This window comes from Tenacibaculum sp. (assembly GCF_048269885.1).
Classification (GTDB): Bacteria; Bacteroidota; Bacteroidia; order Flavobacteriales; family Flavobacteriaceae; genus Polaribacter.
This window is the reverse complement of record NZ_JBLWTZ010000002.1, coordinates 120,032-143,091: the sequence shown is the minus strand read 5'-3', so window position 1 is coordinate 143,091 and position 23,060 is coordinate 120,032. Positions and strand designations below refer to the sequence as shown.

Annotated in this window: 27 protein-coding genes; 7 read left to right on the top strand and 20 right to left on the bottom strand. The window is 34.0% G+C overall.

What is annotated here, in order from left to right:
• Positions 1–116 precede the first annotated feature (116 nt).
• From ACN0WY_RS01985 to ACN0WY_RS01960, 6 genes are all read right to left on the bottom strand, one after another.
• Complete coding sequence (locus tag ACN0WY_RS01985; protein WP_417799385.1) at positions 117–455, bottom strand: hypothetical protein; 339 nt, start codon at positions 453–455, stop codon at positions 117–119.
• Between the two features lie 108 nt (positions 456–563).
• Positions 564–1,781: a carboxypeptidase-like regulatory domain-containing protein gene (locus ACN0WY_RS01980; protein ID WP_417799384.1), complete on the bottom strand. Its 1,218-nt coding sequence runs from the start codon at positions 1,779–1,781 to the stop codon at positions 564–566.
• A 55-nt stretch (positions 1,782–1,836) separates the two neighbouring features.
• Positions 1,837–3,870: a M3 family metallopeptidase gene (locus tag ACN0WY_RS01975; protein ID WP_417799383.1), complete on the bottom strand. Its 2,034-nt coding sequence runs from the start codon at positions 3,868–3,870 to the stop codon at positions 1,837–1,839.
• Between the two features lie 82 nt (positions 3,871–3,952).
• The gene (purE, locus tag ACN0WY_RS01970; RefSeq protein ID WP_073181718.1) at positions 3,953–4,432 is read right to left on the bottom strand and encodes a 5-(carboxyamino)imidazole ribonucleotide mutase; all 480 of its coding nucleotides are present in this window, start codon (positions 4,430–4,432) and stop codon (positions 3,953–3,955) included.
• Between the two features lie 37 nt (positions 4,433–4,469).
• Entirely contained in the window at positions 4,470–5,627 is a 1,158-nt protein-coding gene (locus ACN0WY_RS01965; RefSeq protein WP_417799382.1) for a 5-(carboxyamino)imidazole ribonucleotide synthase, read from the bottom strand.
• A 66-nt stretch (positions 5,628–5,693) separates the two neighbouring features.
• Complete coding sequence (locus ACN0WY_RS01960; RefSeq protein ID WP_330487497.1) at positions 5,694–6,014, bottom strand: Rieske (2Fe-2S) protein; 321 nt, start codon at positions 6,012–6,014, stop codon at positions 5,694–5,696.
• Between the two features lie 283 nt (positions 6,015–6,297).
• Here ACN0WY_RS01960 and greA point away from each other — a divergent pair, with 283 nt between their 5' ends.
• From greA to ACN0WY_RS01945, 3 genes are all read left to right on the top strand, one after another.
• Positions 6,298–6,771, top strand: a complete 474-nt coding sequence (gene greA / locus ACN0WY_RS01955) for a transcription elongation factor GreA (RefSeq protein ID WP_330487496.1) — start codon at positions 6,298–6,300, stop codon at positions 6,769–6,771.
• 100 nt (positions 6,772–6,871) lie between these two features.
• Entirely contained in the window at positions 6,872–7,264 is a 393-nt protein-coding gene (locus tag ACN0WY_RS01950) for an HIT family protein (RefSeq protein ID WP_417799381.1), read from the top strand.
• Positions 7,265–7,277: 13 nt separating this feature from the next.
• On the top strand, positions 7,278–7,463 hold the full coding sequence (locus ACN0WY_RS01945) for a hypothetical protein (RefSeq protein ID WP_125343450.1): 186 nt from the start codon (positions 7,278–7,280) through the stop codon (positions 7,461–7,463).
• Here ACN0WY_RS01945 and ACN0WY_RS01940 read toward each other — a convergent pair.
• Together ACN0WY_RS01940 and ACN0WY_RS01935 are read right to left on the bottom strand one after the other, a co-directional pair.
• On the bottom strand, positions 7,460–8,608 hold the full coding sequence (locus tag ACN0WY_RS01940; RefSeq protein ID WP_417799380.1) for a sensor histidine kinase: 1,149 nt from the start codon (positions 8,606–8,608) through the stop codon (positions 7,460–7,462). The genes ACN0WY_RS01945 and ACN0WY_RS01940 overlap by 4 nt on opposite strands.
• 74 nt (positions 8,609–8,682) lie before the next feature.
• Positions 8,683–8,913 carry a hypothetical protein gene (locus ACN0WY_RS01935; RefSeq protein WP_330487493.1) on the bottom strand — a complete coding sequence of 77 codons (231 nt, stop codon included), beginning with the start codon at positions 8,911–8,913 and terminating at the stop codon, positions 8,683–8,685.
• A gap of 65 nt (positions 8,914–8,978) precedes the next feature.
• Between ACN0WY_RS01935 and ACN0WY_RS01930 the strand changes: the two genes are divergently transcribed.
• Positions 8,979–9,839 carry a flavin reductase family protein gene (locus tag ACN0WY_RS01930; RefSeq protein ID WP_417799379.1) on the top strand — a complete coding sequence of 287 codons (861 nt, stop codon included), beginning with the start codon at positions 8,979–8,981 and terminating at the stop codon, positions 9,837–9,839.
• A gap of 7 nt (positions 9,840–9,846) precedes the next feature.
• Positions 9,847–10,212: a DUF3127 domain-containing protein gene (locus ACN0WY_RS01925; protein ID WP_330487491.1), complete on the top strand. Its 366-nt coding sequence runs from the start codon at positions 9,847–9,849 to the stop codon at positions 10,210–10,212.
• A gap of 238 nt (positions 10,213–10,450) precedes the next feature.
• Here ACN0WY_RS01925 and ACN0WY_RS01920 read toward each other — a convergent pair whose 3' ends face one another.
• From ACN0WY_RS01920 to ACN0WY_RS01910, 3 genes are all read right to left on the bottom strand, one after another.
• Positions 10,451–10,699, bottom strand: a complete 249-nt coding sequence (locus tag ACN0WY_RS01920) for a DUF1456 family protein (RefSeq protein ID WP_330487490.1) — start codon at positions 10,697–10,699, stop codon at positions 10,451–10,453.
• Between the two features lie 12 nt (positions 10,700–10,711).
• The gene (locus tag ACN0WY_RS01915; protein ID WP_330487489.1) at positions 10,712–11,347 is read right to left on the bottom strand and encodes a YqaA family protein; all 636 of its coding nucleotides are present in this window, start codon (positions 11,345–11,347) and stop codon (positions 10,712–10,714) included.
• 80 nt (positions 11,348–11,427) lie between these two features.
• On the bottom strand, positions 11,428–12,984 hold the full coding sequence (locus ACN0WY_RS01910; protein ID WP_417799378.1) for an NAD(P)/FAD-dependent oxidoreductase: 1,557 nt from the start codon (positions 12,982–12,984) through the stop codon (positions 11,428–11,430).
• A gap of 179 nt (positions 12,985–13,163) precedes the next feature.
• Between ACN0WY_RS01910 and ACN0WY_RS01905 the strand changes: the two genes are divergently transcribed.
• Both ACN0WY_RS01905 and aat read left to right on the top strand, forming a co-directional pair.
• Positions 13,164–14,543: a short-chain fatty acid transporter gene (locus ACN0WY_RS01905; RefSeq protein ID WP_417799377.1), complete on the top strand. Its 1,380-nt coding sequence runs from the start codon at positions 13,164–13,166 to the stop codon at positions 14,541–14,543.
• Between the two features lie 118 nt (positions 14,544–14,661).
• Complete coding sequence (gene aat, locus ACN0WY_RS01900; protein WP_417799376.1) at positions 14,662–15,291, top strand: leucyl/phenylalanyl-tRNA--protein transferase; 630 nt, start codon at positions 14,662–14,664, stop codon at positions 15,289–15,291.
• Positions 15,292–15,336: 45 nt separating this feature from the next.
• On the opposite strand, the gene ACN0WY_RS01895 is transcribed toward aat, so the two are convergent.
• The 9 genes from ACN0WY_RS01895 to ACN0WY_RS01855 all read right to left on the bottom strand — a co-directional run bounded on the left by ACN0WY_RS01895 (position 15,337) and on the right by ACN0WY_RS01855 (position 23,017).
• Complete coding sequence (locus ACN0WY_RS01895; protein ID WP_417799375.1) at positions 15,337–15,948, bottom strand: leucine-rich repeat domain-containing protein; 612 nt, start codon at positions 15,946–15,948, stop codon at positions 15,337–15,339.
• A 259-nt stretch (positions 15,949–16,207) separates the two neighbouring features.
• The gene (locus ACN0WY_RS01890) at positions 16,208–17,305 is read right to left on the bottom strand and encodes a hypothetical protein (RefSeq protein WP_417799374.1); all 1,098 of its coding nucleotides are present in this window, start codon (positions 17,303–17,305) and stop codon (positions 16,208–16,210) included.
• A 186-nt stretch (positions 17,306–17,491) separates the two neighbouring features.
• Positions 17,492–17,848, bottom strand: coding sequence for a hypothetical protein (locus ACN0WY_RS01885; RefSeq protein ID WP_417799373.1), 357 nt, complete (start codon positions 17,846–17,848; stop codon positions 17,492–17,494).
• A complete protein-coding gene (locus tag ACN0WY_RS01880) occupies positions 17,823–17,999 on the bottom strand; it encodes a hypothetical protein (protein WP_417799372.1) in 177 nt (58 codons plus the stop codon). Before ACN0WY_RS01880 ends, ACN0WY_RS01885 begins: the two co-directional genes overlap by 26 nt.
• Position 18,000: 1 nt before the next feature.
• Positions 18,001–18,414: a type II toxin-antitoxin system VapC family toxin gene (locus ACN0WY_RS01875; protein WP_417799371.1), complete on the bottom strand. Its 414-nt coding sequence runs from the start codon at positions 18,412–18,414 to the stop codon at positions 18,001–18,003.
• Positions 18,411–18,656 (bottom strand): DUF6364 family protein, encoded by a 246-nt coding sequence (locus ACN0WY_RS01870; RefSeq protein WP_330487480.1) that lies wholly within the window; start codon positions 18,654–18,656, stop codon positions 18,411–18,413. The genes ACN0WY_RS01875 and ACN0WY_RS01870 overlap by 4 nt, the downstream gene beginning before the upstream one ends.
• A gap of 211 nt (positions 18,657–18,867) precedes the next feature.
• On the bottom strand, positions 18,868–19,890 hold the full coding sequence (locus ACN0WY_RS01865) for a hypothetical protein (RefSeq protein WP_417799370.1): 1,023 nt from the start codon (positions 19,888–19,890) through the stop codon (positions 18,868–18,870).
• A 182-nt stretch (positions 19,891–20,072) separates the two neighbouring features.
• Positions 20,073–22,091 (bottom strand): hypothetical protein, encoded by a 2,019-nt coding sequence (locus tag ACN0WY_RS01860; protein ID WP_417799369.1) that lies wholly within the window; start codon positions 22,089–22,091, stop codon positions 20,073–20,075.
• 266 nt (positions 22,092–22,357) lie between these two features.
• Positions 22,358–23,017, bottom strand: a complete 660-nt coding sequence (locus ACN0WY_RS01855; protein ID WP_417799368.1) for a VOC family protein — start codon at positions 23,015–23,017, stop codon at positions 22,358–22,360.
• Positions 23,018–23,060 lie beyond the last annotated feature (43 nt).

The window sequence follows — 23,060 nt, the reverse complement described above, 5'->3', positions numbered from 1 at the left end:
CCCCCAGAATAGTAGGAGTAAATGAATGTAATTACGATGTGAAACCTAATATTAAGTTTGCATAAATACATATCTTACACTCCGACAAAGGGTGAAAATGTTCTGAAATTAATATGTTAGGAATTTGTAGGAGGCCCCCTAAGTTTTCTATTCAGTGAATAGCAAGAAGGTAAGAGAACCGATTTGTAATTATCTACTATTGTCTTACCAGGAAGAATAGTAACAACTTGCGATGAATTTTGTATAGGTACATCGAAAGAAGCAAAAGAAAAATAACAAATGTCACAATGGTCGTTTACCGATTCGTGTAAGTGAGTAGATTTTTCTTTACAGTTATGATGGTGTGCTTCATTTTCATGATGATGCGTAGCTTTGATAAGAATAGGAAGCATAAGGAGAATCACCAAAGAGATAGAGGCGATTTTACTAAATATGCTATGTTTCTTTAAGCTCATTTTTTTGTAACTGTAGGGAAGCAAAAATAAGGGCTTGACAAACTTTTTATGTGTGAAAATGTGTTAATTTTTTCTAAAAAAGAAGGAGGGTATTGGTTGATTAAAAAGTTATTCTTTTCCTGAAATTTTGTAATCCAAAGGCAGCATATTAGCAAAAGCTTCAAAGCCCCAGTAGCCTTCGTTAAACACCGCATTAGGATTTATAAGAATTCCCGATTTATCTATTTGAGCATTTCCTTCTAATAACACAATATTTGAGGTTTGTACACCACTCGCTTTTTTTCGCTTTCCAAACATACCGATTAAATAATTTTCTTCTTCAGGTTCTTTAGTGTAAATAACCATTAAGTAATTTTTAAAATTTAAATAGGGGATATTGTTATTGTACGTAATCATATTGTGATAAGAAAGATTTGTTTTGTAAAGATAATCTTGATATTTAGGAAGTTTTGCTTTTTGAAGAGTCACAATCATACTATCTAAGGTAGTTTTTGGATAGGATATGTTTCTAGATAAATGAATGGGTTTGTTATAAAGCTTAATAAATTCTCTGGCAAAGTTAATTTTCTCTTCGGAGGGTCTATCGGGATTAAGAACTCTTTTAAACTGATTGACCACAAAACCAGTTTCTTCTAGGTTCTTTGAAGTTAGACTTCTTAAAAAATGCATTTGAGAGCCGTTGTATGCTTCAAGCCTGTTTTGTTTCCATCTCCTTGTTACCTTTTTTTTAAGGTTTTTGTAGCGAGCCAATCCACTAAAAAATAACTGTTGTCCTTTTAGGGTAAAATCAACTAAATCATAAGTAATTATATAACCCAAGCCTTGATGTTTAATTCTAAGAGGTTTTTTAGCAAAGGCTGTAAGTGTGTTTTTTTTGGGGCTATATTCAAAATAGATGTCTTTTTCATTTATAATTTTACACGTTTCTGCGAGTTTTGTTCTTCCTAAAAAGGCTTGTTTAAAACGAGCTAAATTATATTCCCAGTTTTTATCGTAAACAGTTTTCTTGATTACAACTTCGTTTAAAATACTACTGTCTTCTTCAAGTTTAATGTTAATATTTACATCTTTTTTTTGAGGAGTAATTAAAAGCTGTTTTGTTTTATAGCCTAAAAAAGAAATAACTAATGTATAGTTTCCTTCTTTGATTTTTAACTCAAATTCTCCTTGAGAATTTGTTATTGTACCAGTAGTAGTGTTGTTAAAGTAAACAGAAGCTCCTTCTAGAGGTTCATTGGTTTTTGAGAAAACATTTCCTTTAATTAAGATTTGAGAAAATGAAATTGCGTTTACGAAGAGTAAGAAAAGAAAAAGTCCCTTTTTCATGAAAATTATTTTCCATAAAAATAGGGACTTATTTAAAGTGATAAAATTTTATGTATTAATTCTCATCAATCAATCCAGCACGCCTTAATAAAGCATCTGGTTTGGGCGCTCTTCCTCTAAAACGCTTGTATAATTCCATAGGCTCTTCTGTTCCTCCTTTAGATAATACGTTGTTTTTAAATTTATCGGCAACCTCTTTGTTAAAAATACCTTCCTCTTTAAAATATTCAAAAGCATCAGCATCTAACACTTCTGCCCATTTGTAAGAGTAATATCCAGCGGAGTATCCGCCTTGAAAAATATGAGAAAAAGAAGTACTCATACAGTTTTCTGCTACATCAGGGTATAATTTAGTTTCAGCAAAAGCATTGGCTTCAAATTCTTTAACATTAGTAATCGTTTCAGGAGCATCTCCAGAGTGCCAAGACATATCTAATAATCCAAAACTTAATTGACGCAAGGTTTGCATTCCTTCGTGAAAACTCGCAGATTCTTTAATTTTTTCAACATATTCCATAGGAATAACCTCACCAGTCTCAAAATGTTTAGCAAACAGTTCTAATGCTTCTTTTTCGTAACACCAGTTTTCTAAAACTTGACTTGGCAACTCTACAAAATCCCAAGAAACAGAAGTCCCTGATAAGCTTTTGTAAGTCGTATTAGCAAGCATTCCGTGTAAGGCGTGACCAAATTCGTGGAATAAGGTAGTAACCTCGTTAAAAGTTAATAAAGAAGGTTTAGTTTGTGTTGGTTTGGTAAAGTTACAAACGATAGATACTTGAGGTCTTTCGTTAGTATCGTTACTCATGTATTGTGATTTATAAGAAGTCATCCATGCACCATTACGTTTTCCTGGTCTTGGATGAAAATCTGCATAGAAATAGGAAACAAAAGTACCCTCTGTATCTGTTACAGCATAGGTTTTAACATCTTCATGATACTTGTCAATAGTGTCAATTTCTTCAAACTGTAAACTATACAATTTGTTAGCAACAGTAAACACCCCGTCAATTACATTTTCTAACTTAAAGTAAGGTTTCAATAACTCTTGATCTAAGTTAAATAATTCTTTTTTTAGCTTTTCTGAATAGTAAGCACCATCCCATTTTTGCAACTGGTCTATTCCGTCGAGTTTTTTAGCATAGGCTTCTAAATTAGTAAATTCACGTTGTGCAGCAGGTTTTGCTTTTGCTAAGAGTTCATGTAAAAACGCCATCACTTTTTCAGGAGTTTCAGCCATACGCTCTTCTAATACAAAATGAGCATGGGTTTTATATCCTAAAAGATTTGCTCGTTTGTGGCGCAAGGTTACTATGTCTTTTACAATTTGCTCGTTGTTGTATTCATTTTGCTGAAATCCTTTTTTACCAAAAGCGATTGCTAATTTTTTTCTCAATTCTCTATTATCAGCATAGGTCATAAAAGGAATATAACTTGGATAAGCTAAGGTAATCATCCAACCCTCTTTACCTTTTGAGTTCGCTAGTTCTTTAGCAGCTTCTTTAGTGCTTTCTGGTAAGCCAGCTAAATCATCTTCATTGGTAATTAATAATTCAAAAGCATTGGTTTCAGCCAATACATGCTCTCCAAACTGTAACGATAATTTTGCTAACTCAGTATCAATTTTGCGAAGCTCAATTTTGTCAGTTTCCTTTAAATTCGCTCCGTTACGTGCAAAGCTTTTGTATTGCTTATCTAACAACATTTCTTGTTCAGGAGTCAGGTTTAAATCTGCCAATTGATCGTACACGGATTTTACACGTTTAAATAGCTTTTCATTCAGAATTTTATCATTTTCAAATTCACTCAACCAAGGCGAAATATCTTTTGCTATTTTTTGGATTTTAGTGTTAGTTTCCGCAGAATTTAAATTGAAAAAGATAGCAGCAGCTCTATCAAGCGTATTACCTGTATTGTCTAAAGCAACTGTAGTATTTTCAAACGTTGGAGTTTCAGGGTTCTCTACAATTGCATTAATTTCGTCTTTGGCTATGCGTATGGCTTCTTTTATAGCAGGGATGTAGTGTTCTTCTTTAATTTGAGAAAAAAGAGGAGTATTAAAGTCTTGTAAAAGTGGGTTTTTAGTCATGAAAAATTCGTTTTAATAATTGAAGAAACCTCACAAATAAAAAATTTATGAGGTCTTCAAGTTAAATAGAGTACTAAGGTACTTATTTTTTTACGCTTTCAGAAGCTTTTTCAACTTTCAGTTTGAGGCCTTCTTTATAAGCGATTATTTTATCTAATACACATTTGTCTGAAGCTCCAATAATTTGTGCAGCTAAGATTCCTGCATTTTTAGCTCCATCTAAAGCTACAGTAGCCACAGGAACCCCCCCTGGCATTTGAAGAATAGACAAAACAGAATCCCAACCGTCAATAGAGTTTCTACTTTTTACAGGAACTCCAATTACAGGTAGCGGACTCATACTGGCTACCATTCCAGGTAAATGAGCAGCCCCTCCAGCACCAGCAACAATAACTTGTACGCCACGCTTGTGTGCATTATTAGCATAATCGAATAATTTTTCAGGAGTTCTATGCGCAGATACGATATCTACTTCAACTTGAATATCAAAACTCTCTAAAATATCAATTGCTTCTTGCATAATTGGAAGATCTGAATCGCTTCCCATGATAATTCCTACCATAAATTTATGTTTTTGTCATCTCGAGCGTATCGAGAGGTTATTTTGCTATTACCTTAATAGTTTCTTTTACTTGTTGAGCGACTTTTCTCGCCTCATTTATATCTTCGTTCACAATAGTTACGTGTCCCATTTTACGGAAAGGCTTGGTTGTCTTTTTTCCGTAGATATGAGGAGTAACTCCGTCAATTTTTAAAATCTCCTCAATGTTTTCGTATACGACATCTCCAGTATAGCCTTCAGCACCCACTAAGTTTACCATAATACCGGCTACTTTACTATCGGTATTTCCTAACGGAAGGTTTAAGATACTGCGTAAATGCTGTTCAAATTGACTAGTATAACTTGCTTCAATAGAATAATGTCCTGAATTATGAGTTCTTGGGGCAGCTTCATTGACTAAAATTTCGTCATTTTCAGTTTGAAACATTTCTACAGCTAACAATCCAACAAAATCAAAAGCATCCGCAACTTTTAAAGCAACTTCGCGTGCTTTTTTGGCAACTGCTTCTTCAATTCTTGCAGGACAAATTACATATTCTACCTGATTTGCTTCTGGGTGAAACTCCATTTCAACTACAGGGTAGGTCTTGGTTTCTCCATTGGCATTTCTAGCAACAATAACAGCTAATTCATTTTTAAAAGGAACTAGTTTTTCAGAAATACATTCCCCAGTAGGAAGGTTTGCTAAATCGTTAAAAGTACGAACTATTTTTACTCCGTTACCATCGTATCCAAATCGAGCTGATTTCCATACAAAAGGATACGTAACTGCTTCGTTACTTATGGCGTGTTTCAACTCTTCTAAAGAAGTAAATCTAGAAAAATCAGCAGTAGGGACGTTATTATCGTGATAAAACACCTTTTGATGTGCTTTATTTTGAATAGTTCTTAAGTTTTTAGGCTTCGGAAAAATGGTTAATCCTTCAGCTTCTAAAGCATCTAAGGCCTCAATATTTACGTTTTCAATTTCTATGGTTAACAAATCTACTTGTTTTCCAAAATTGTAAACAGTATCATAGTCTAATAAATCTCCTTGATGGAATTCGTTACATAGCTGGGCGCAAGGAGCGTCAGCATTTCCGTCTAAAATAACAGTATAGATATCGAATTTTTGCGTTTCGGTAAGTAACATTCTTCCTAATTGGCCGCCTCCTAGAACACCCAATTTAAAGTTTGAAGAAAAGTAGTTTTTCACGATAAATGTGTTAATTGTGTTGTTGTTGCTGCAAAAATAAGAATCTAATTGTTAGTACAAATAGTATTAACGAGATATTCTTAACTGATTGCTACTAATAGGAGTCACAAAATACATTAAAGCACTGCAGCCTTCACCGTCTAAAGGAGCACCACCAGAAAGGTAGTTGTATTTTTTATCATCGCAAGGACAGGTAATTTCTACTCCGTTGAAAGTCATTAAAGAGTTACAGTTTTGCTCTGGGCATTGTTGGTCAAAAGCTCTGTAACCAGAAGTTCCTGTTCTAAAAATAAAAACATTTCTTCCCTGTATCACATTTTGTGATTCTCCTCCAGGAACTAATAAACCACTAAATTCTGGAAGCGATAAATCAATAATGGCATTCATTTTTATTCCCGAAAAACAATTATTAATAGGAGTGTTATCACTACAGTTAAAACAAATTATCACGAGAAATAAATAAAATATTTTTTTCATTTTTTAGTATAGAAGTTGTTATTGTAACGCAACGAAGTTACAAATATTTTGTACATTTGTAAGACAATCTCATTCCTAACGGCGTGAGATTTTTAAATTTAACCCACAGGGTTCTAGGAAGAAAAGTTATACGCTTTATATAAACGTTAAGCAAAGCGTATAAAAGTTTGTTGATTTTAAAAAGAGAGAAGAGATGAGTAATGTATCATATTATACGGAAGAAGGATTAAAGAAACTTAAAGAAGAATTAGCGCATTTAGAGCAAGTAGAAAGACCACGTGTTTCTCAAGAAATTGCAGATGCTCGTGATAAAGGAGATTTGAGTGAGAATGCAGAATACCACGCTGCAAAAGAAGAGCAATCGTTGTTAGAAACAAAAATTGCAAAATTAAAAAACGTAGTAGCAAACGCTCGTATTATTGATGAAAGTCAGTTAGACATGTCTAAAATTTTAATCCACTCAATAGTGAAGATTAAAAATTCAGTTAACGGAATGGAGTTTACGTATACGCTGGTAGCAGATAGCGAAAGTGATGTTAGAAATGGAAAGTTATCTGTTAATTCACCAATTGGTAAAGGATTGTTAGGTAAAAAAGTAGGGGATGTTGCCGAAATACAAGTACCTAACGGAATTATGAAGTTTGAAGTAATGGAGATTTCTCGATAAGAGAAAAAACAAATACAAAAGAGTAAAGATTTATTCGGGTTTTAGCTTCGCTAGAACCCGATTTCTTTTTTATTTTTACTGTAAAATTAAATTTAAAAAAATGGCAAGTATTTTTACAAAGATTATAAACGGAGAAATTCCATCATACAAAATAGCAGAAGACGATAACTATTTTGCTTTTTTAGATATCAATCCAAATGCAAAAGGACATACGTTGGTAATTCCTAAACGAGAGGAAAATAAATTATTTGACTTATCGAAAGAAGAGTACGATGGATTAATGTCTTTTTCTTACAGAGTAGCCAAAGCGATTGAGAAAACTATTCCATGTGAACGTGTGGGAATGAGTGTAATTGGCCTAGAAGTACCTCATGTGCATGTGCATTTAATTCCATTACAAACCATGGAGGACATCCGATTTGTAAAGAAAGAAAAATTAACAAATGAAGAGTTTGTAGCACTTGCTGAAGGTATTGCTAAGAATTTTGAGTAAATAAAAAAAAGCTATGAAAAAGTGGATAAAAGAGGGGATAGTTTGGGGAGTAATTATGTTTATAATGATGATGATTATTTTCCCTTGGATTGAAGGAGAAGAAATAACTTTAAAAAGAATGCTTGTAGGGGCGCTTATATGGGGAGCTGGAGGATTGTTTTACGGTTTTTTAATGAGTAAAGTAAAGGCAGATAGTTAAACCTTATTCAATAAGATTTCAAAAGTAGTTCCTTTGCCTAGTTCAGATTTTAATACGTGTATTCTTCCGTTGTGGTAATCTTCAATAATACGTTTAGAGAGTGATAAACCCAGACCCCAACCACGTTTTTTTGTGGTAAACCCTGGGTTGAATATTTGTGAAAACTGTGTTTTAGGAATTCCTTTACCAGTATCAGTAATTAGAATTTTTACATTTTTAGCGTTTTTACTAATGCTAACAGATAAACTTCCTTTTCCTTGCATAGCATCAATAGCATTTTTAATTAAGTTTTCTATTACCCAACCATATAACTCGGTATTTAGGTTGGCACGAATTTCTTCTGCTTCGGTAGTAAAAGAAAAAGAAATTTGTTTAGAACTTCTATTTTCTAAGTAGTCATAAGCAGCTTTAGTAATCGATACAATGTTGAAAGGTTTTAACTCAGGAAGAGATCCAATTTTAGAAAAACGATTTGCGATGGTGTTTAAGCGTCGCACATCTTTTTCAATTTCATCAACATAATCACTGCTAACATTTTCAGTACGTAAAATAGCAATCCAACCCAATAAGGAAGAAAGTGGGGTTCCTATTTGATGCGCAGTTTCTTTGGCCATACCTGTCCACAGCTTATTTTGTTCGGCTACTTTGTTAGATTTGTATACCATGTAAATAATGGTGAGAAACAAACCTAACATTAGTACTAAGGCAAGCGGGTAGTATTTGAGTTTGTATAAAAGATCAGAATTTCTATAGTAGATATGTTCTTTAATACCTAGGTATTCTATCGCAATTGGTTCATTTTGGTGTTTCATAATGTTCAATTGCTGTTGAAGATACTTTGGGTCTGTAGATTTTATAGAATCTAAGTTGTGGAACTGCTTTATCTGTCCATCTTTACCAACTAAAATAGACGGAATATTCTCTATGGTTTCGTAAACTTTGTTTACTAAATTAAAATTACCATTAGAGTCAGGGTTTGAAGCTACTTCCTTAATTGCAGTAGCATAAATCTCCATTTTAGCGCGTTCATCCTTTTTAAATTTTTGAAAAAACACATAGGTATTCCATAAAATAAATAAAACGATAAGTAAAGAAATACTAATCGCTATTCGCTTAATCCAATAAGTATTTGTAAAAAAAGCCATTTATCAAATATAAACTATTCTCTAGAATAACTTGATAATTGAAATTTTAGTTCAATTAAAATAAAACTATATAGTTAATTTGGTTGCGGAAGAGGTTTAAACTGTAAAGGTTCATATGAACATCCAATGATACAGGTGTTTACTTTATTTGGTGCTGCGTAATTATAATCTAATACATCAATTAATTCTGCTAAAGGAATAAAAGCAAAAATCAGAATAAAAAGAATACATGTATATTTAATAAAAGGAGAAACACTTTTTGTTTCTACATATTCAATATTAAGTTGATCATATCTGTTTTTCATAAAGTAAAAATAGTAAAAATAGAATTAAGTAAAACTGTAGTATATTTACACTAAAATTATACAGAATGTTATCAATAAATCCTAAAGATATACCAACTTCTAAACTGCATGGATATTTATTAGGAGCTGTAGCTCCAAGACCTATTGCTTTTGCAAGTACTATAGATGCAGATGGAAACCCAAATTTATCACCATTTAGTTTTTTTAATGTATTTGGGGCAAACCCACCAATTATGATTTTTTCTCCAGCACGTAGTGTACGAGGAAATAAAACCAAACATACATTAGACAATGCTGAAGCAACCAAAGAAGTGGTTATTAATATTGTAAATTACGATATTGTTCAACAAATGTCGTTGAGTAGTACCATGTACCCTAAAGGAGTAAATGAGTTTGTAAAAGCTGGTTTTACAATGTTACCATCAGATGAGGTAAAACCGTTTAGAGTAGCGGAGTCTCCTGTACAATTTGAATGTAAAGTAAAAGACATCATTTATACGGGTGAAGAAGGTGGAGCAGGAAACTTAATTGTGTGTGAGGTAGTAAAACTACATGTAAATGAAGATGTGTTAGCAGAAGATGGTAGCATAGATCAACATAAAATAGATTTAGTAGCCAGAGCAGGAGGAAATTATTACAGTAGGGCTAGAGATGGCTTTTTTGAAATACCCAAACCATTAACTACCTTAGGAATTGGAGTAGACCAAATACCTACAGAAATAAGAAATAGTAGCGTGTTAACAGGAAATAATTTAGGGATGTTAGGTAATGTAGAACAGCTACCTACGGAGGAAGCTGTTAATAACTTTGCGAAAGAACATTTACAATTTGTGGGGGTTTCAACTGAAAAAAAACATACTTTTGCACAAGAGTATTTACAAAATAATGATGTAGAAAGTGCTTGGAAGGTACTTTTAATTAAATAGATTAGAAATGGAAGTAATAGGGAAAATCAAATTAATTAACGAAACGCAAACATTCGGATCTAACGGATTTAGAAAGCGTGAAATGGTCGTAACTACTGATGAGCAGTACCCACAAATGATAATGATTGAATTTATTCAAGATAAATGTGATTTATTAAATACTTATCAAGTAGGGCAAGACGTAAAAGTTTCTATTAATTTAAGAGGTAGAGAGTGGATCAATCCACAAGGAGAAGCAAAATACTTCAACTCTGTTCAAGGATGGAGAATTGAAAACTTAGCACAAGCTGCTTCTCAAAACATTCCACCAGCTGACCAATTTGAGCCAGCTCCAGATTTATCTGCAAACGAACCAGATGATTTACCTTTCTAAAAGAATATTTAGAAGACTATGAATACAAAAAGAGCGCTAATTTAGCGCTCTTTTTTTTGTTTTGCGGAAAACTACATATATCCTTACGGATATCCCTTTTAATGTATCAAAAGACGGTTATATATTTGTATCATAATCATTCAATAAATAATTATTGATTGAGAAATTTAAGGGGAAAATAAAAACCTTCTGATTTAAATCAGAAGGTTTTTTACTTATATAAGTGTTAGTGGTGTGGTTACTTTTTGTTTGGCTTTTTCTCTGGCATCGGACCTCTTAAATGAATAACTAATCCGTTTAAAAAGTTACGTAAAAACTGATCGCCGCACTCCACATACTTAGGATGGTCTTCTTTTCTAAAGATTGCGTTGATTTCCGATTTAGAAACTTTAAAATCTACCAAAGCGCAGATGTCAATAATATCAGTATCTCTTAATTTATGTGCTACTCGTAGCTTTTTAAAAATGTCATTATTAGTTAGTCCCATAATTGTTTTAAGTTAATTTACTACCGAAAAAATAGCCCATGCATAAATAGCAAAACGAGCAAAACGAAATAAGCCTACAAAAACTACATTCTTAAAAGGGTATTTAATCATACCAGCAGTTAAACAGCTAATGGCAAAAGGTAGTGGTAATAGTGCACCTACTAAAATTAAAAATCCACCCCATTTACTAGTGTTTTTAAGGTTTTTAGCCATTTTAACTTCTAAGTAATTTTTTACAGAATCTATCTTTAAAGAAGCTCTACCTATAAAATAAGCACACAAACCTCCTACATAAGATAAGGTAGCTAACAAAGAAATATTTACAATAGGGTCGGCTGTTTTCTTAGACCATGCGATGAAAATCTCTGGCGGAATTAATCCTAAAATTGTTTCCGAAATAAAAAAAGTAACTAAAACTCCTGTTCTAGAAAAAGTTTCGGTCATATGTTGTAAACCATCGTTAATATTATAAACATACTTGTTAAATAATAATATCCCTACAACAGCTCCAACAATTGGCCAAAAAGCTTTCTTCAAGCTAATCCAAATGAACATGTAAAAACCAGTGCGATTATAATAGTTGTGCAAACGTTTATAATGCGGCTTATCTATTTTCTTTTTGTTATTTTTTTTATTCTTTTTACTCATCGCTAAAAAAGCCTCTAATTTTTAGGAATAGCAAAAGTACGAGGTAATTGGAAATTACACCAACAAATATTTGTTAATTATTACAGGTTTGCAATGGCAGCCTCAGCACAACGTTCACCGTCCATTGCGGCCGAAATAATACCACCCGCATAACCACCCCCTTCACCACAAGGAAAGAGTCCTTCAATTTGCGGATGTTCAAGGTTTTCTTTTCTGGGAATATTTACGGGTGATGAGGTTCTAGACTCCACTCCAACAATGTTTGCTTCCGCAGTATAATAGCCGTGCATTTTTTGTCCGAAAGCCGCAAAACCCTTACGTAATCTGCTTCCAATCAATTTAGGAAGTAATGAGTGTAGCGGAGAAGAGTTCAATCCGGGTTGATACGAACAATCATTTAAAGAAGAAGATAATCTACCTTCCACAAAATCAGTTAAACGTTGTGCTGGGGCAACTTGACTTTTTCCGCCTGCGTTAAAGGCTAACTTTTCTAAATCTTTTTGATATTGTAAGCCTTTTAAAACTCCGTATTTTTCATACTTCGGTAAATCTTTATCTACATTAATTTCAACTACGATTCCCGAATTTGCAAACTTGTTATTACGACGCGAAGGCGACATTCCGTTTACCACTACTTCACCATTGGCAGTTGCCGCAGGAACAATGAATCCACCAGGACACATACAGAATGAATACACTCCTCTGTTTCCAACTTGATGTACTAAACTATACGCAGCAGCAGGCAATAACTCATCACGTTGACCTGAACAACTATACTGAATTTGATCAATGATTTCTTGCGGATGTTCTACACGAACTCCCATCGCAAACGACTTCGCTTTTAGCAAAATGTCTTTTTTATGCAATAGTTCGTATATATCTCTTGCAGAATGTCCAGTAGCCAAAACAACAGCATTTACAGCCATTTCAGTCCCGTTTTGGAGTTGTATAGCTTGTAGTTTATTGTTTTTAACGATAAAATCGGTCACACGGGTTTCAAAATGTACTTCTCCACCGTGTTTTAAAATCGTTTCGCGAATATTTTGAATAATCTTCGGAAGTTTGTTCGTTCCTATGTGCGGATGTGCATCGACTAAAATTTGATCGGTAGCACCGTGATATACTAAGTTTTCAAATATTTTACGAACATCACCACGCTTTAAACTACGGGTGTATAACTTTCCATCCGAATAGGTTCCTGCACCACCTTCACCAAAACAATAGTTAGAATCTGGATTTACCTCATGAAATTGGTTAATAGCACGTAAATCTCTACGACGGTCTTGTACATTTTTACCACGTTCTAACACAATAGGTTTGTATCCTAACTCAATACAACGAAGCGCTGCATACATTCCCGCAGGACCAAAACCTACAATATGAATCTCTTTCGCATTCGATACGTCTTGATATTCAAAAATATAATCAGGAGTATCAGGTTGCGGTTCGTTAACGTATACCGCTACCTTATAGTTAAAAACAACTTCTTTTTTACGTGCATCAATCGATTTACGTAACACCTTTACGCTCGTAATATCAGCAATAGGAATACCTAGCTTCTTAGCAGCTTTTAGCTGTAATATATTGTCTTTGCGTTCTTCTACTAGATTAACACGTAATTGAAGTTCTTTTACCATACTGCAAAACTAGTTAAAAAAACAATCTGCTCATATCAATTTAAGTAATCCGTTGGTTGAATTTAGTATTTTCTACTTTTGTCTAAAGTCTAAAGTCTAAAGTCTAAAGTCTAAAGTCTAAAGTCTAAAGTCTAAAGTCTATTGCTATTTAATTATTTTAGCAAATCAAACCCTACACTATGAAAATTACGCAGGTTATAGAAAATGTTTTTAAAAAATATGTACCCTCACCTTTTACTATCGCCATATTATTAACACTAGTAACTCTTTTATTAGCACTGCTTTTTACAAAACCAGCAGAAAGCTCTGTAGTTACCTATTCTTTAGAGGTGTTACAATTTTGGGAAAACGGAATTTGGTCTAACGGATTACTCGTTTTTGCTTACCAAATGATGTTGATTTTGGTGTTAGGGCATGTATTGGTGTTGAGTAAGCCTGTGAGTAATTTAATTTTAAAAGCAACAAAATTCTGTACCAACACAGCAAACAGTGCAGCTATTGTAAGTTGTACTACTATGTTGGTGGCTTTCTTTAATTGGGGGTTAGGACTCATTTTTGGTGCTTTGTTGGCACGTAAAGTGGCAGAACATGCGCAACAACATAATATCAAATTAAACTATCCAATTATTGGAGCGGCTGGTTATATGGGATTGATGGTTTGGCATGGTGGAATTTCTGGGTCAGCACCCATAAAAATTAACGAAAGCGGACATATTAAAAGCATGATGCAATCGGTTTCTTCGGAAGAGGTTTTAGCTCAAATACCTGATGTGATTGATTATTCTCAAACGATTTTTAGTTGGTGGAATTTGCTGATTTTTTTCGTGGTAGTAGCGGCGGTATCGGCAACCTTTTATTTTTTAGGAAAGAAAGCAGCTCCTACAGCAATTAATTTACCAGAATATAAAATGCATACCGATGAAAAGGTTAGTACCCAAGCAGAAAAACTAGATAGTTCTCAATGGTTAGCCATTGCTTTTGGTGTGTTGATTTTAGTAGCGTTTGGTTATCGTTATTGGGCAGACATTCAGCAGTTAAAAATTACGCCTAACTTGATTAACTTTTTTATGTTAGGGTTGGGAATTATACTACACGGAAGTTTTAAAAAGTTTACCAATGCTGTGGGAGAATCAATTAGTGATGTTTCTGGAATTTTAATTCAGTTTCCGTTGTATTTTGGTATTATGGGGGTGATGAAAAGTACGGGGATGGTTACTTTAATTTCTGACTTCTTTGTGTCGATAGCAACCGCAACTACCTTACCCATATTTACTTTTTTTAGTGCTGGTTTGGTCAATATTTTTGTGCCGAGTGGAGGAGGGCAGTGGGTTGTACAAGGTCCTATTGTGGTAGAAAGTGCATTAAAATTAGGGGTTCCGTTGCCTAAGGCAATTATGGCATTAGCATACGGAGACCAAATAACCAACATGTTACAACCTTTTTGGGCATTACCCTTATTAGGAATTACAAAACTAAAAGCAAAAGAAATTTTACCCTACACGTTAATTGCAATGGTGGTAGGTAGCGTAATTTATTTGTTAGGACTTACCTTGTTTTAGGAATTTATTGAGGAAACGTCAGCGAGCTTCGCTGATGGCGATTATACCACGTTTTTATTAATAAAACGTTGATGTTGAATTCATGGATGTAGTATTTTTGCAAAAAAGAATGTAACGAATGATTTGGCTTTCTGAAAAAATAGAGTTTCCTCCGTATGAGTTGGCTACTGATGATGGTTTACTGGCTTTGGGTGGTGATTTATCGGCTGAACGATTGGTGTATGCCTACCAACATGGAATTTTTCCATGGTTTAATGAAGGGGAACCGATTGTTTGGTATTCTCCATGGGAGCGTATGGTGTTATTTCCTGAGGAAGTGAAGATTTCCAAATCGATGAAACAGGTATTGCGAAAAGGTGGTTTCACGATAACAGAAAACAAAGCTTTTGACGAGGTGATTTTTAATTGTCGACACATCAATCGTTTTGATCAATTAGGTACTTGGATTACCGATGAAATGGAAGATGCATATATAAACTTACACGACAAAGGCTATGCAAAATCTATTGAGGTATGGATGGACGATAAATTAGTTGCAGGTTTGTACGGAGTAGATTTAGGAAACGGGGTGTTTTGTGGCGAAAGTATGTTTAGCAAAGTAAGTAATATGAGCAAAGTTGCGTTTATCCATTTAGCTAAAAAGGGAGGCTACAAACTCATCGATTGTCAAGTATATAACGACCATCTAGCAAGCTTAGGAGCGAGAGAAATTCCTAGAGAGGAGTTTTTGAGGTGGTTGAAGGAATAAGTTAACTCTAAGAAATCGTTACGTTGTTTTTGTAAATAAATTGTTTTAATCCTTAATTAGACAATTGGGAAGAAATTTTCTCAATTTTTCTAATTCTGTAGGTCTAATTAAGTTTCCAGATATATCTAACTGTTTTAAGCTTGTAAGCTTTGAAATACCACTCGGTAATTCTTTTAACTTATTGTTTCTCAATTCTAATCTATATAGGTTTTTTAAAGAATAAATTGATTTAGGTAATGATGTAATATTATTTTCATTCAATAAAAGAACTTGTAATTTAGGTAAATTACCTAATTCGTCAGGAATCAGGTTTATTTCACAGTTATTTGCAGCGAATTCAACTAAATTCAAACATTTTTCTAGTTCTTTTGGAATTGATTTTATAGGATTATCATTAATCGTGAGGTACTCTAGCTTTCTTAGTAACCCAATAGAATTAGGAATTTCCACTATCTTATTATTGTTGATATAAATTTCTTCTAATTTTGATAAGTTCCCTATGTTATTAGGTAGAGAGTGTATTTTGTTATAGCTAATATCTAGGCAAGTAATATTGATGTATTTATGAAAGTCGCTAGGTAAACTGGTAGATTTCCCCTTAAAATTTTCATCGTTTCCAAGTTCGTAAGATAGAAGCGTTTCATGTTCAGTTTTCATTTCAGTTTAATTTTTAAACTATTAGTAACAGTTTAGTATATGGATAGTTATGTGGTTGGCGGATAACTTAACAAGCTTAGGAGCAAGAGAAATTCCTAGAGAGGAATTTTTGAGGTGGTTGTGAACGGTCTCGTGTATGAGTAGTAGCGGATTACTACTCACGAAACTTTCGGTTTAGCACTGACCTTTGCTTTATGTTCATAATTTCGTGTTATCACTTAAATCGTTATTACTTATACACCGTGTTGCCAGTAGTCTTTTATTTTGTAACATCATTAGTGAAAAAGTCATCGAAAATGTGAATCTTAAGCTGATTACTTGATGTTTTAGGTTCTAAGTATAATTTCATATCCTCAAAAATTTTAGAAGTATCTTTTAAATCTTCGTCAGTATATATCAAAGTGAAAATACCGTGTTTTTTGAAATAAGACTTATGTTTTCTCATTTCATTCTCAAAATTCCCGCTAGCCTTTTCATTAATCGCTTTTTGAGTCATTTTCTTTGTTCCTTTTAAATATCCGTGAGTTGACCAAGGTGATAATTCAAAACCAATCTTGTTTAAATCGTTTGGTTCTATAATGGTGAAGTCAAGCCGATATTTATGGATTACATCAATTCCCTCATATCTATACTCAGGAATAAGTAGTGGAATATTCTCAGGTTTGCTATGTGTTAAAACATGTTTCCTGTATAATTCGGCAATTTCCATTTCATATTTTGAGCCCGAATTTCTGACAATTACATTGACGAAGAAATTTAGGTAATCAGGAATATCTCTAAAAGTTATTCGGTCGTTTTTGTTTGGTATAATAAATCCTGTTTTTAGAATATGTCCAATAGACCAATACTGCTTTTTGAAATGTCTTATTTCGCTTTTATCATTTTCCCAAAAATCTCCACTCACAAATCGAGGTGTAACTAAAATTCCGTAGTTAGCATTATTTTGTCCAATATAAATTTCTGCATTTTCGATGGTTGGTCTTTTCTTTGATAAAGCATCAAAATTTCTTAAATAGACTCTCTTTAAAAAAAGAAAGAGATAGTCTTTAAAAACACTATGTTTTTGCAGTAATTTATAAGTTTCGTAAAGATTTGAATTTTGAGCATAGGAACCTCGACTCTGTAAATCTTCTTTATATCCTTGAAGCCAAAGACTAATAAAATGGTCGGGTGAAGTTATAACTTCATTTTGTATGTCAATAAATTGAGCGAATTTACCTCCAATTTTACCATTCAAAGAAAAAACGCTATCAAATCCAGTTGCATTAAGAACTTCAGGTAATAAATCCTTAATTTCTTGGGAAAGTCCGTTGATTATTTTATTTCGAGCTGTTAACTCTGGGTCTCTTTTGGGCATTTCGTTTTAGATTACTGGCAACTTGTTTATATAAGTACTTTTAGTGTTTTTATACGAATGATATGGAGGTATAATAGCACTTTTTTTATCCAAATATAAAAAATAAAAAGAGTACTAAGAGTTTTATTCAATGAGGGTAGTTAAATAAGCGTCTTTAAAACAGACGCTTATTTAGTAGTATAGATTTTAAACAGCACTCACTGGTCCAGTAAGCGGAGTTTGAGCAGGTTTGGCTATTCCGTAAACAACTACAACACCAGAGCCTCCACCCCAAGTAGAATAGGCAGGGTCAGGTTTTGCTTCCATCACCGTTTGAGGTAGGTTCCAGTTGTTGGCACACCAAAGGTTTCCTGCTTGGTGAACAACTACATCGGTCAGCATTTGTATACTCCCCGAATGAATGGTGTGGATTAAATCTCCTATAGTAAAATCTTCGGTACGTCCAGTTGGTGAAGCACCTGCCATAAACGATACGCCTCTTCCCATAAAGTTGGCAACCCAAACATCATCGTTCCTATCAATAGATAACTCCCCAAGGAGCATTTAGTTCACCATCTCCGTAAGGTGTTAAATTCGATTTGTGGGTAATTTTATCAATCGTGTCTATAGGTGTAGCATCCGCAGGAATCATAAAAACGGAACCTGTTTTATGTTTGCGACACAATTGTTTATAGCCATTGTTAGCCACTGGCATTTTATTCCGCTGCTAAATATTCTTTTGCCGTTAATACCGGAATTTTTGAATTTTTAAAGTCTTTCTTGTTTCTTGTCAGGATTATTTCGACTCCATTTTCTATTGCCGAATAATATTGAAGTCCGTCTTCAAAATCAAAAAACTCTTCATCGCTCAATGCTAATTCTATTATTTTATCATCTAAGTTTAGAATTTCAACTAATACTTTAAATTTTCTTAGAATTTCTCTCGCTTCTTTAGCTGATTTTTGCTTAGATAAGATATAATTGGTATTTGCAAATGTCAGTGACGAAATAGTCAATTTAATTTCCTTTTTATCGGAAAGTGAAAAAAGTTCCGCCGCTTCATCGTAAAAATTCTCTCGTTTTGCCAAAAGGTCAATCACAATATTTGTGTCAATCAAAATCTTTTTCATTTATATTTTTCCATTAGATACTCTGAATAGGCTTCCTTTTCATTGAAATCAGATGGAATTTCAATCACTCCACTTAAACTTTTTACCAACGGAGTTATTTCAGATGTTTTTTTTGACTTTCCTGTCAAAGTAGCCAAATAAGATTCAATCAACTTTGATAAGCTGATATTATTTGATTTAGCATAGATTTTTGCGTTTTCTATAATGTTCTGGTTCAGGCTCAATGTCAATTTTTTATCCATTACTTTTGATTTACGTGTAAAAATATAAAATTTTTACGTAAAACGCAAGGTTTTTGTCGGTTTTGCTTGTGGCTAACGGCTTCGTGTATGAGTAGTAGCAGATTTCTACTCACAAACCTTTCAGTTTTGTACTAACCTTTGTTTTATGTTCATACTTTCGTTTGATCACTTAAACCGCTATTACTTATACACAATGTTAGCAACTGGCTTTTTATTCAATTCCATTTATTTCATTCAGCCAACGTCTGTCAATTTGTAATATTCTAAAAGGCAGTTCTCCATTTCTTACAAATACAAAAACTCTTGAAAATAATTCAGCTTTTAGGTTTATTGCAGCTTGACTGTCAAAACTTTGCTCTTTCCACATTTCAATTATTCTTGCAGGCAAATAAAATTCAAATCTCGCTTCTTGATTTACACTTAAAGTCCAATTATCTAATGCTCTTCTGCGATAATGGAATCTAGCAGACATAATGGTATTTCTATTAGCAAGGTATTCTACATTATGATTGTTGTCCGAAATCAAGAAAAGTAAATCTCCACTTTCTAATAATCCAATCAAAACTCTATTTTCAAATTCAAGGATAGAGTTGTATATATTTCTAAATATTGAATCTGTTTCACTTAAAAATATTGTTGCATTTTCGTTATCATTTCCTTTTAAAAACTGATGTATATCATTAAGTTGTTGTTCTGTGAATCGTTGCAAATATGCTGGTGTAATTTGATGAAAACTATCACAGATATTCGCTGGTAAAAACCAACGCAATGATATCAATGGAATTTTATTGTTTGCTGCAAATTCAAAAGCAGGTTTTGTAAAGTCCTCAACAGAAGCTACTCCAACTTGATAATTAAACCTTTGCCTATTATCGATTGCTAATGGACTTCTTCGATTGTTTTGTCTTTCTCTTAAATGTGTCCGAGTTACAATTTCAAATTCATTAATATCATATCTTAATCCAAGTGCATTTCTAATAATTGTTAAACCCACTTTTTTATTATACGCTTTGCATTCAAAATTTAAGCGATAAGGATAAGAAAAAGGCATTTGAATCGGTGGATTCATTAACACATCAGCATCGTGAGCAGCTCCTTTTCCGTTTATCATTGTTAATCCGCTTCTGTCATATATTATAAGTCCATCAGGTCTTACTTTCGTAAATCCACAATTTAGAAGAATTCTTCTAACTGTGTATTCTAATAAACTACCTTTTAATTTTGATGCTGTCATTTTTTTCAGCTTGTGGCTAACACATAAACATACGGACAAAAAATGTCCGTATATTATATATCTAGACTATTTTAATTCCTAATCTTCCAAATATAAAAAAACAAAAAGAGTACAAGAGTTAGTACAACTGTGTTAATTAAATAAGCGTCCTTATAACAGACGCTTATTTAGTAGTATAGTTTTTAAACCCCACTCACTGGACCAGCAAGCGGAGTTTGAGCAGGTTTGGCTATTCCGTAAACCACTACAATTCCAGAGCCGCCACCCCAAGTAGAGTAGGCAGGGTCGGGTTTTGCTTCCATCACCGTTTGAGGTAGGTTCCAGTTGTTGGCACACCAAAGGTTTCCTGCTTGGTCAACTACTACATCAGTCAACATTTGTATACTCCCCGAATGGATGGTGTGAATCACCTCTCCTGTAGTAAAATCTTCGGTACGTCCGTTTGGTGATGCACCTGCCATAAACGATACGCCTCTTCCCATAAAATTGGCAACCCAAACATCATCATTTCCATCAATAGATACACCCCAAGGAGCATTTAGTTCACCATCTCCGTAAGGTGTTAAATTTGATTTATGGGTAATTTTATCAATCGTATCTATAGGTGTAGCATCCGCAGGAATCATAAAAACGGACCCTGTTTTATGCTTACGTCCCACTGTTTGTTGTAGGTGTGGATATCCTAGGGCAAATCCTTCAATAATAGAAACGCCATCTGTGGTAGTGGTATGAGGAAAGTCTGGACTCGTATTGCAGGCTACCCAACAATTTCCTTTTGAATCTAAAGCAACTCCACGTCCGCCACCAGCAAGAATAAAACGTTCTACCGGTCTGTTTTTTTCATTTGGAGCATAACGCACCAGCGATACGCCGTTGGTATTACTAATCCATACACGATTGTTAGCGTCTATCGAAGCAGCAAACGGAGCAGAAAGAGATTCATTGAGCTTTTCATTTACAACAACTCTACCTCTGGTAAGGTCTCCCTCAGGAAAATGAAGCATGGTGTTGGATGAGGTTCCAACAATCCAAATATCACCATTCGGAGCTACTCCAATACCTTGTAAGCCTCCAATTTCATTTAGGGCTTCCGCTATATGTTCTGGAACCTTTTCAACCACTGGGGAACCGTCTTCTAGTTTATACACACCAATAGAACCGTTAAAACTCGTTACCCAGCAAGTCCCATTTTTGGTAACAGCCGTACCCCAACCAGCACCATCAACACCCATTCCGGTATAACCCGTAACTGGTGGAGATACTAATTTTCCTGTAGAGTCCAACTTTACAAGTCCACCACCAATACCTTGATACACGCCATTTTGAGCTCCTGGCATCCAGTTTAACCCTGTCCATAGGTTTCCTTCTTTGTCAAGAGATAGTTTTCCAGGAGCGCAGATTCCTCCTTGACCAAAAGCTAAAATCATAGCGAAATCTTCTGGAGCAAAACTTAGATAAGGCACAAAAGGAGCATTGCGTCGACTCGTAGGAACTTTGCTGTTAGGTTTGGCAGGGAAACCATCTTCTGGTGATGGATAGGCTTTGTCAAAAAGATGAAATAAATCCGCAGGATGCAGCCAAGGTGATTGGGCGACACCAATTATAGCTTCGGCAGTATTTTGTGGTCTTTTACCTCCTAGTGATGTTGTATACTTCATGAAGTTTTCCTTCCAGCTGTATCCTTCAATCTCTACCGTTCCGTAGGCTGTGATTAATGCGGCTAATGTATTTAATCGCGCGAGTGTTTCGTTTTGTGTGATGTTGAAAGGATCCGTTAATACCTCTCCATAGCTTCCTGTTACAGGGTTGATAAGGTTGGGAGTGTTTTTAGCGGCAATTTTGATTCCGTGTAGATTTCCTGTTAATTGAAGTCCGTTAAAAAACTGAGCACAGGTAAAAGCAGAGGCTACTGTAGTTAACTCATTTACAACAATGCCTTTTATTGCAATGTCTTCTTCAAAATTAGGTGACAGTACAGAGAGTAGCATTACTTTAGAATTTTGTAATTCAGCAGTAATATAGAAAACAGTATCTTTTGATTTAGGAGTTGCTTTTATGGTGAACCTTCCTTTTGCTTCTGGAGCAATGATATGCTCACCAATGGCTTTTTTATTGTTTGCTTCCCACAATGTTACAATTGCAGTGACCTTATTAGATTGGTTAAACGATACATCTCCTTTAATAGTGGTTTGATTAGACATAGCTTTAGTTAGTTTTAATGTTGAAAAAGAATTTGTTTTTAGCAGTTAAATTGTCAGTGAATTTCTAATACGTGAATTTAATAGCGAAAACATTCTCCAAGTTACTAATAACTAGTTTACATATGTACTATTGATGTTCTTACATCCTAATATAAAGGAATAAAAGTGCTTTTTTTAAGTATAAAAAATGAGAGAAGCAGTAGGTTAGTTAATAATGTTTTTATAAATGATACTTTAGAAGTTCTAAAGTAAAATTCAAATCCGTTTTATGGGGTTATTGTTAACGTAATATCAGTACCCGAGTTGGTTAATTTAATAGTCGCCCAACTAGCTTTAGATGGAGTTTCTGTTGGGTACCAATTTCGGTTGGTTTTAACGATGATTAATAGTCCATTATCATCACCAAGAACTGTGAATGTTTCACTGTTATGATTTTTTTCAAATAAATGGAGTCCGTAAGTGTCAATTAAATACCTTCCGTATATATCAGGACGGTCTTTCACAATTCCAAACTCACTTATATTTAAAATTTGATTGCTATTGAACTGCGTTGTAGTAGCATTATCCAAATCGTGTCGAGCAATAAACTCTAATATGTTTCCGTCAGCATCATAAAAATATACTGAATTCGCGTTCCAGTTTTCGAAGTTAGTAATCAGTACCTCGTTTTCTTTTTTTACAAATTCGAACTTGTCAGCAGACCATTTGATAGCTTCTTGTAACTTGTTTTCAGGGATGTTAAAAGCCAAGTGGTAGGCAGGTGAAGGGTTTTTAGAATCTTCTATGAATTTTAAGTAGGAAGTACCAGTTTTAATACGAATTGATTTATTGTCACTCTGCGTAGTTGGAAGCTCCAAGACATTTGCATAAAATTCCTTGATTGGTTTTATATCAATCGTTTTTAGTTCAATCTCGTTTAGTGTCATCTTGGTAGTTTTTAGCTTAGAGTTTAACTTTAATTAGGTATAA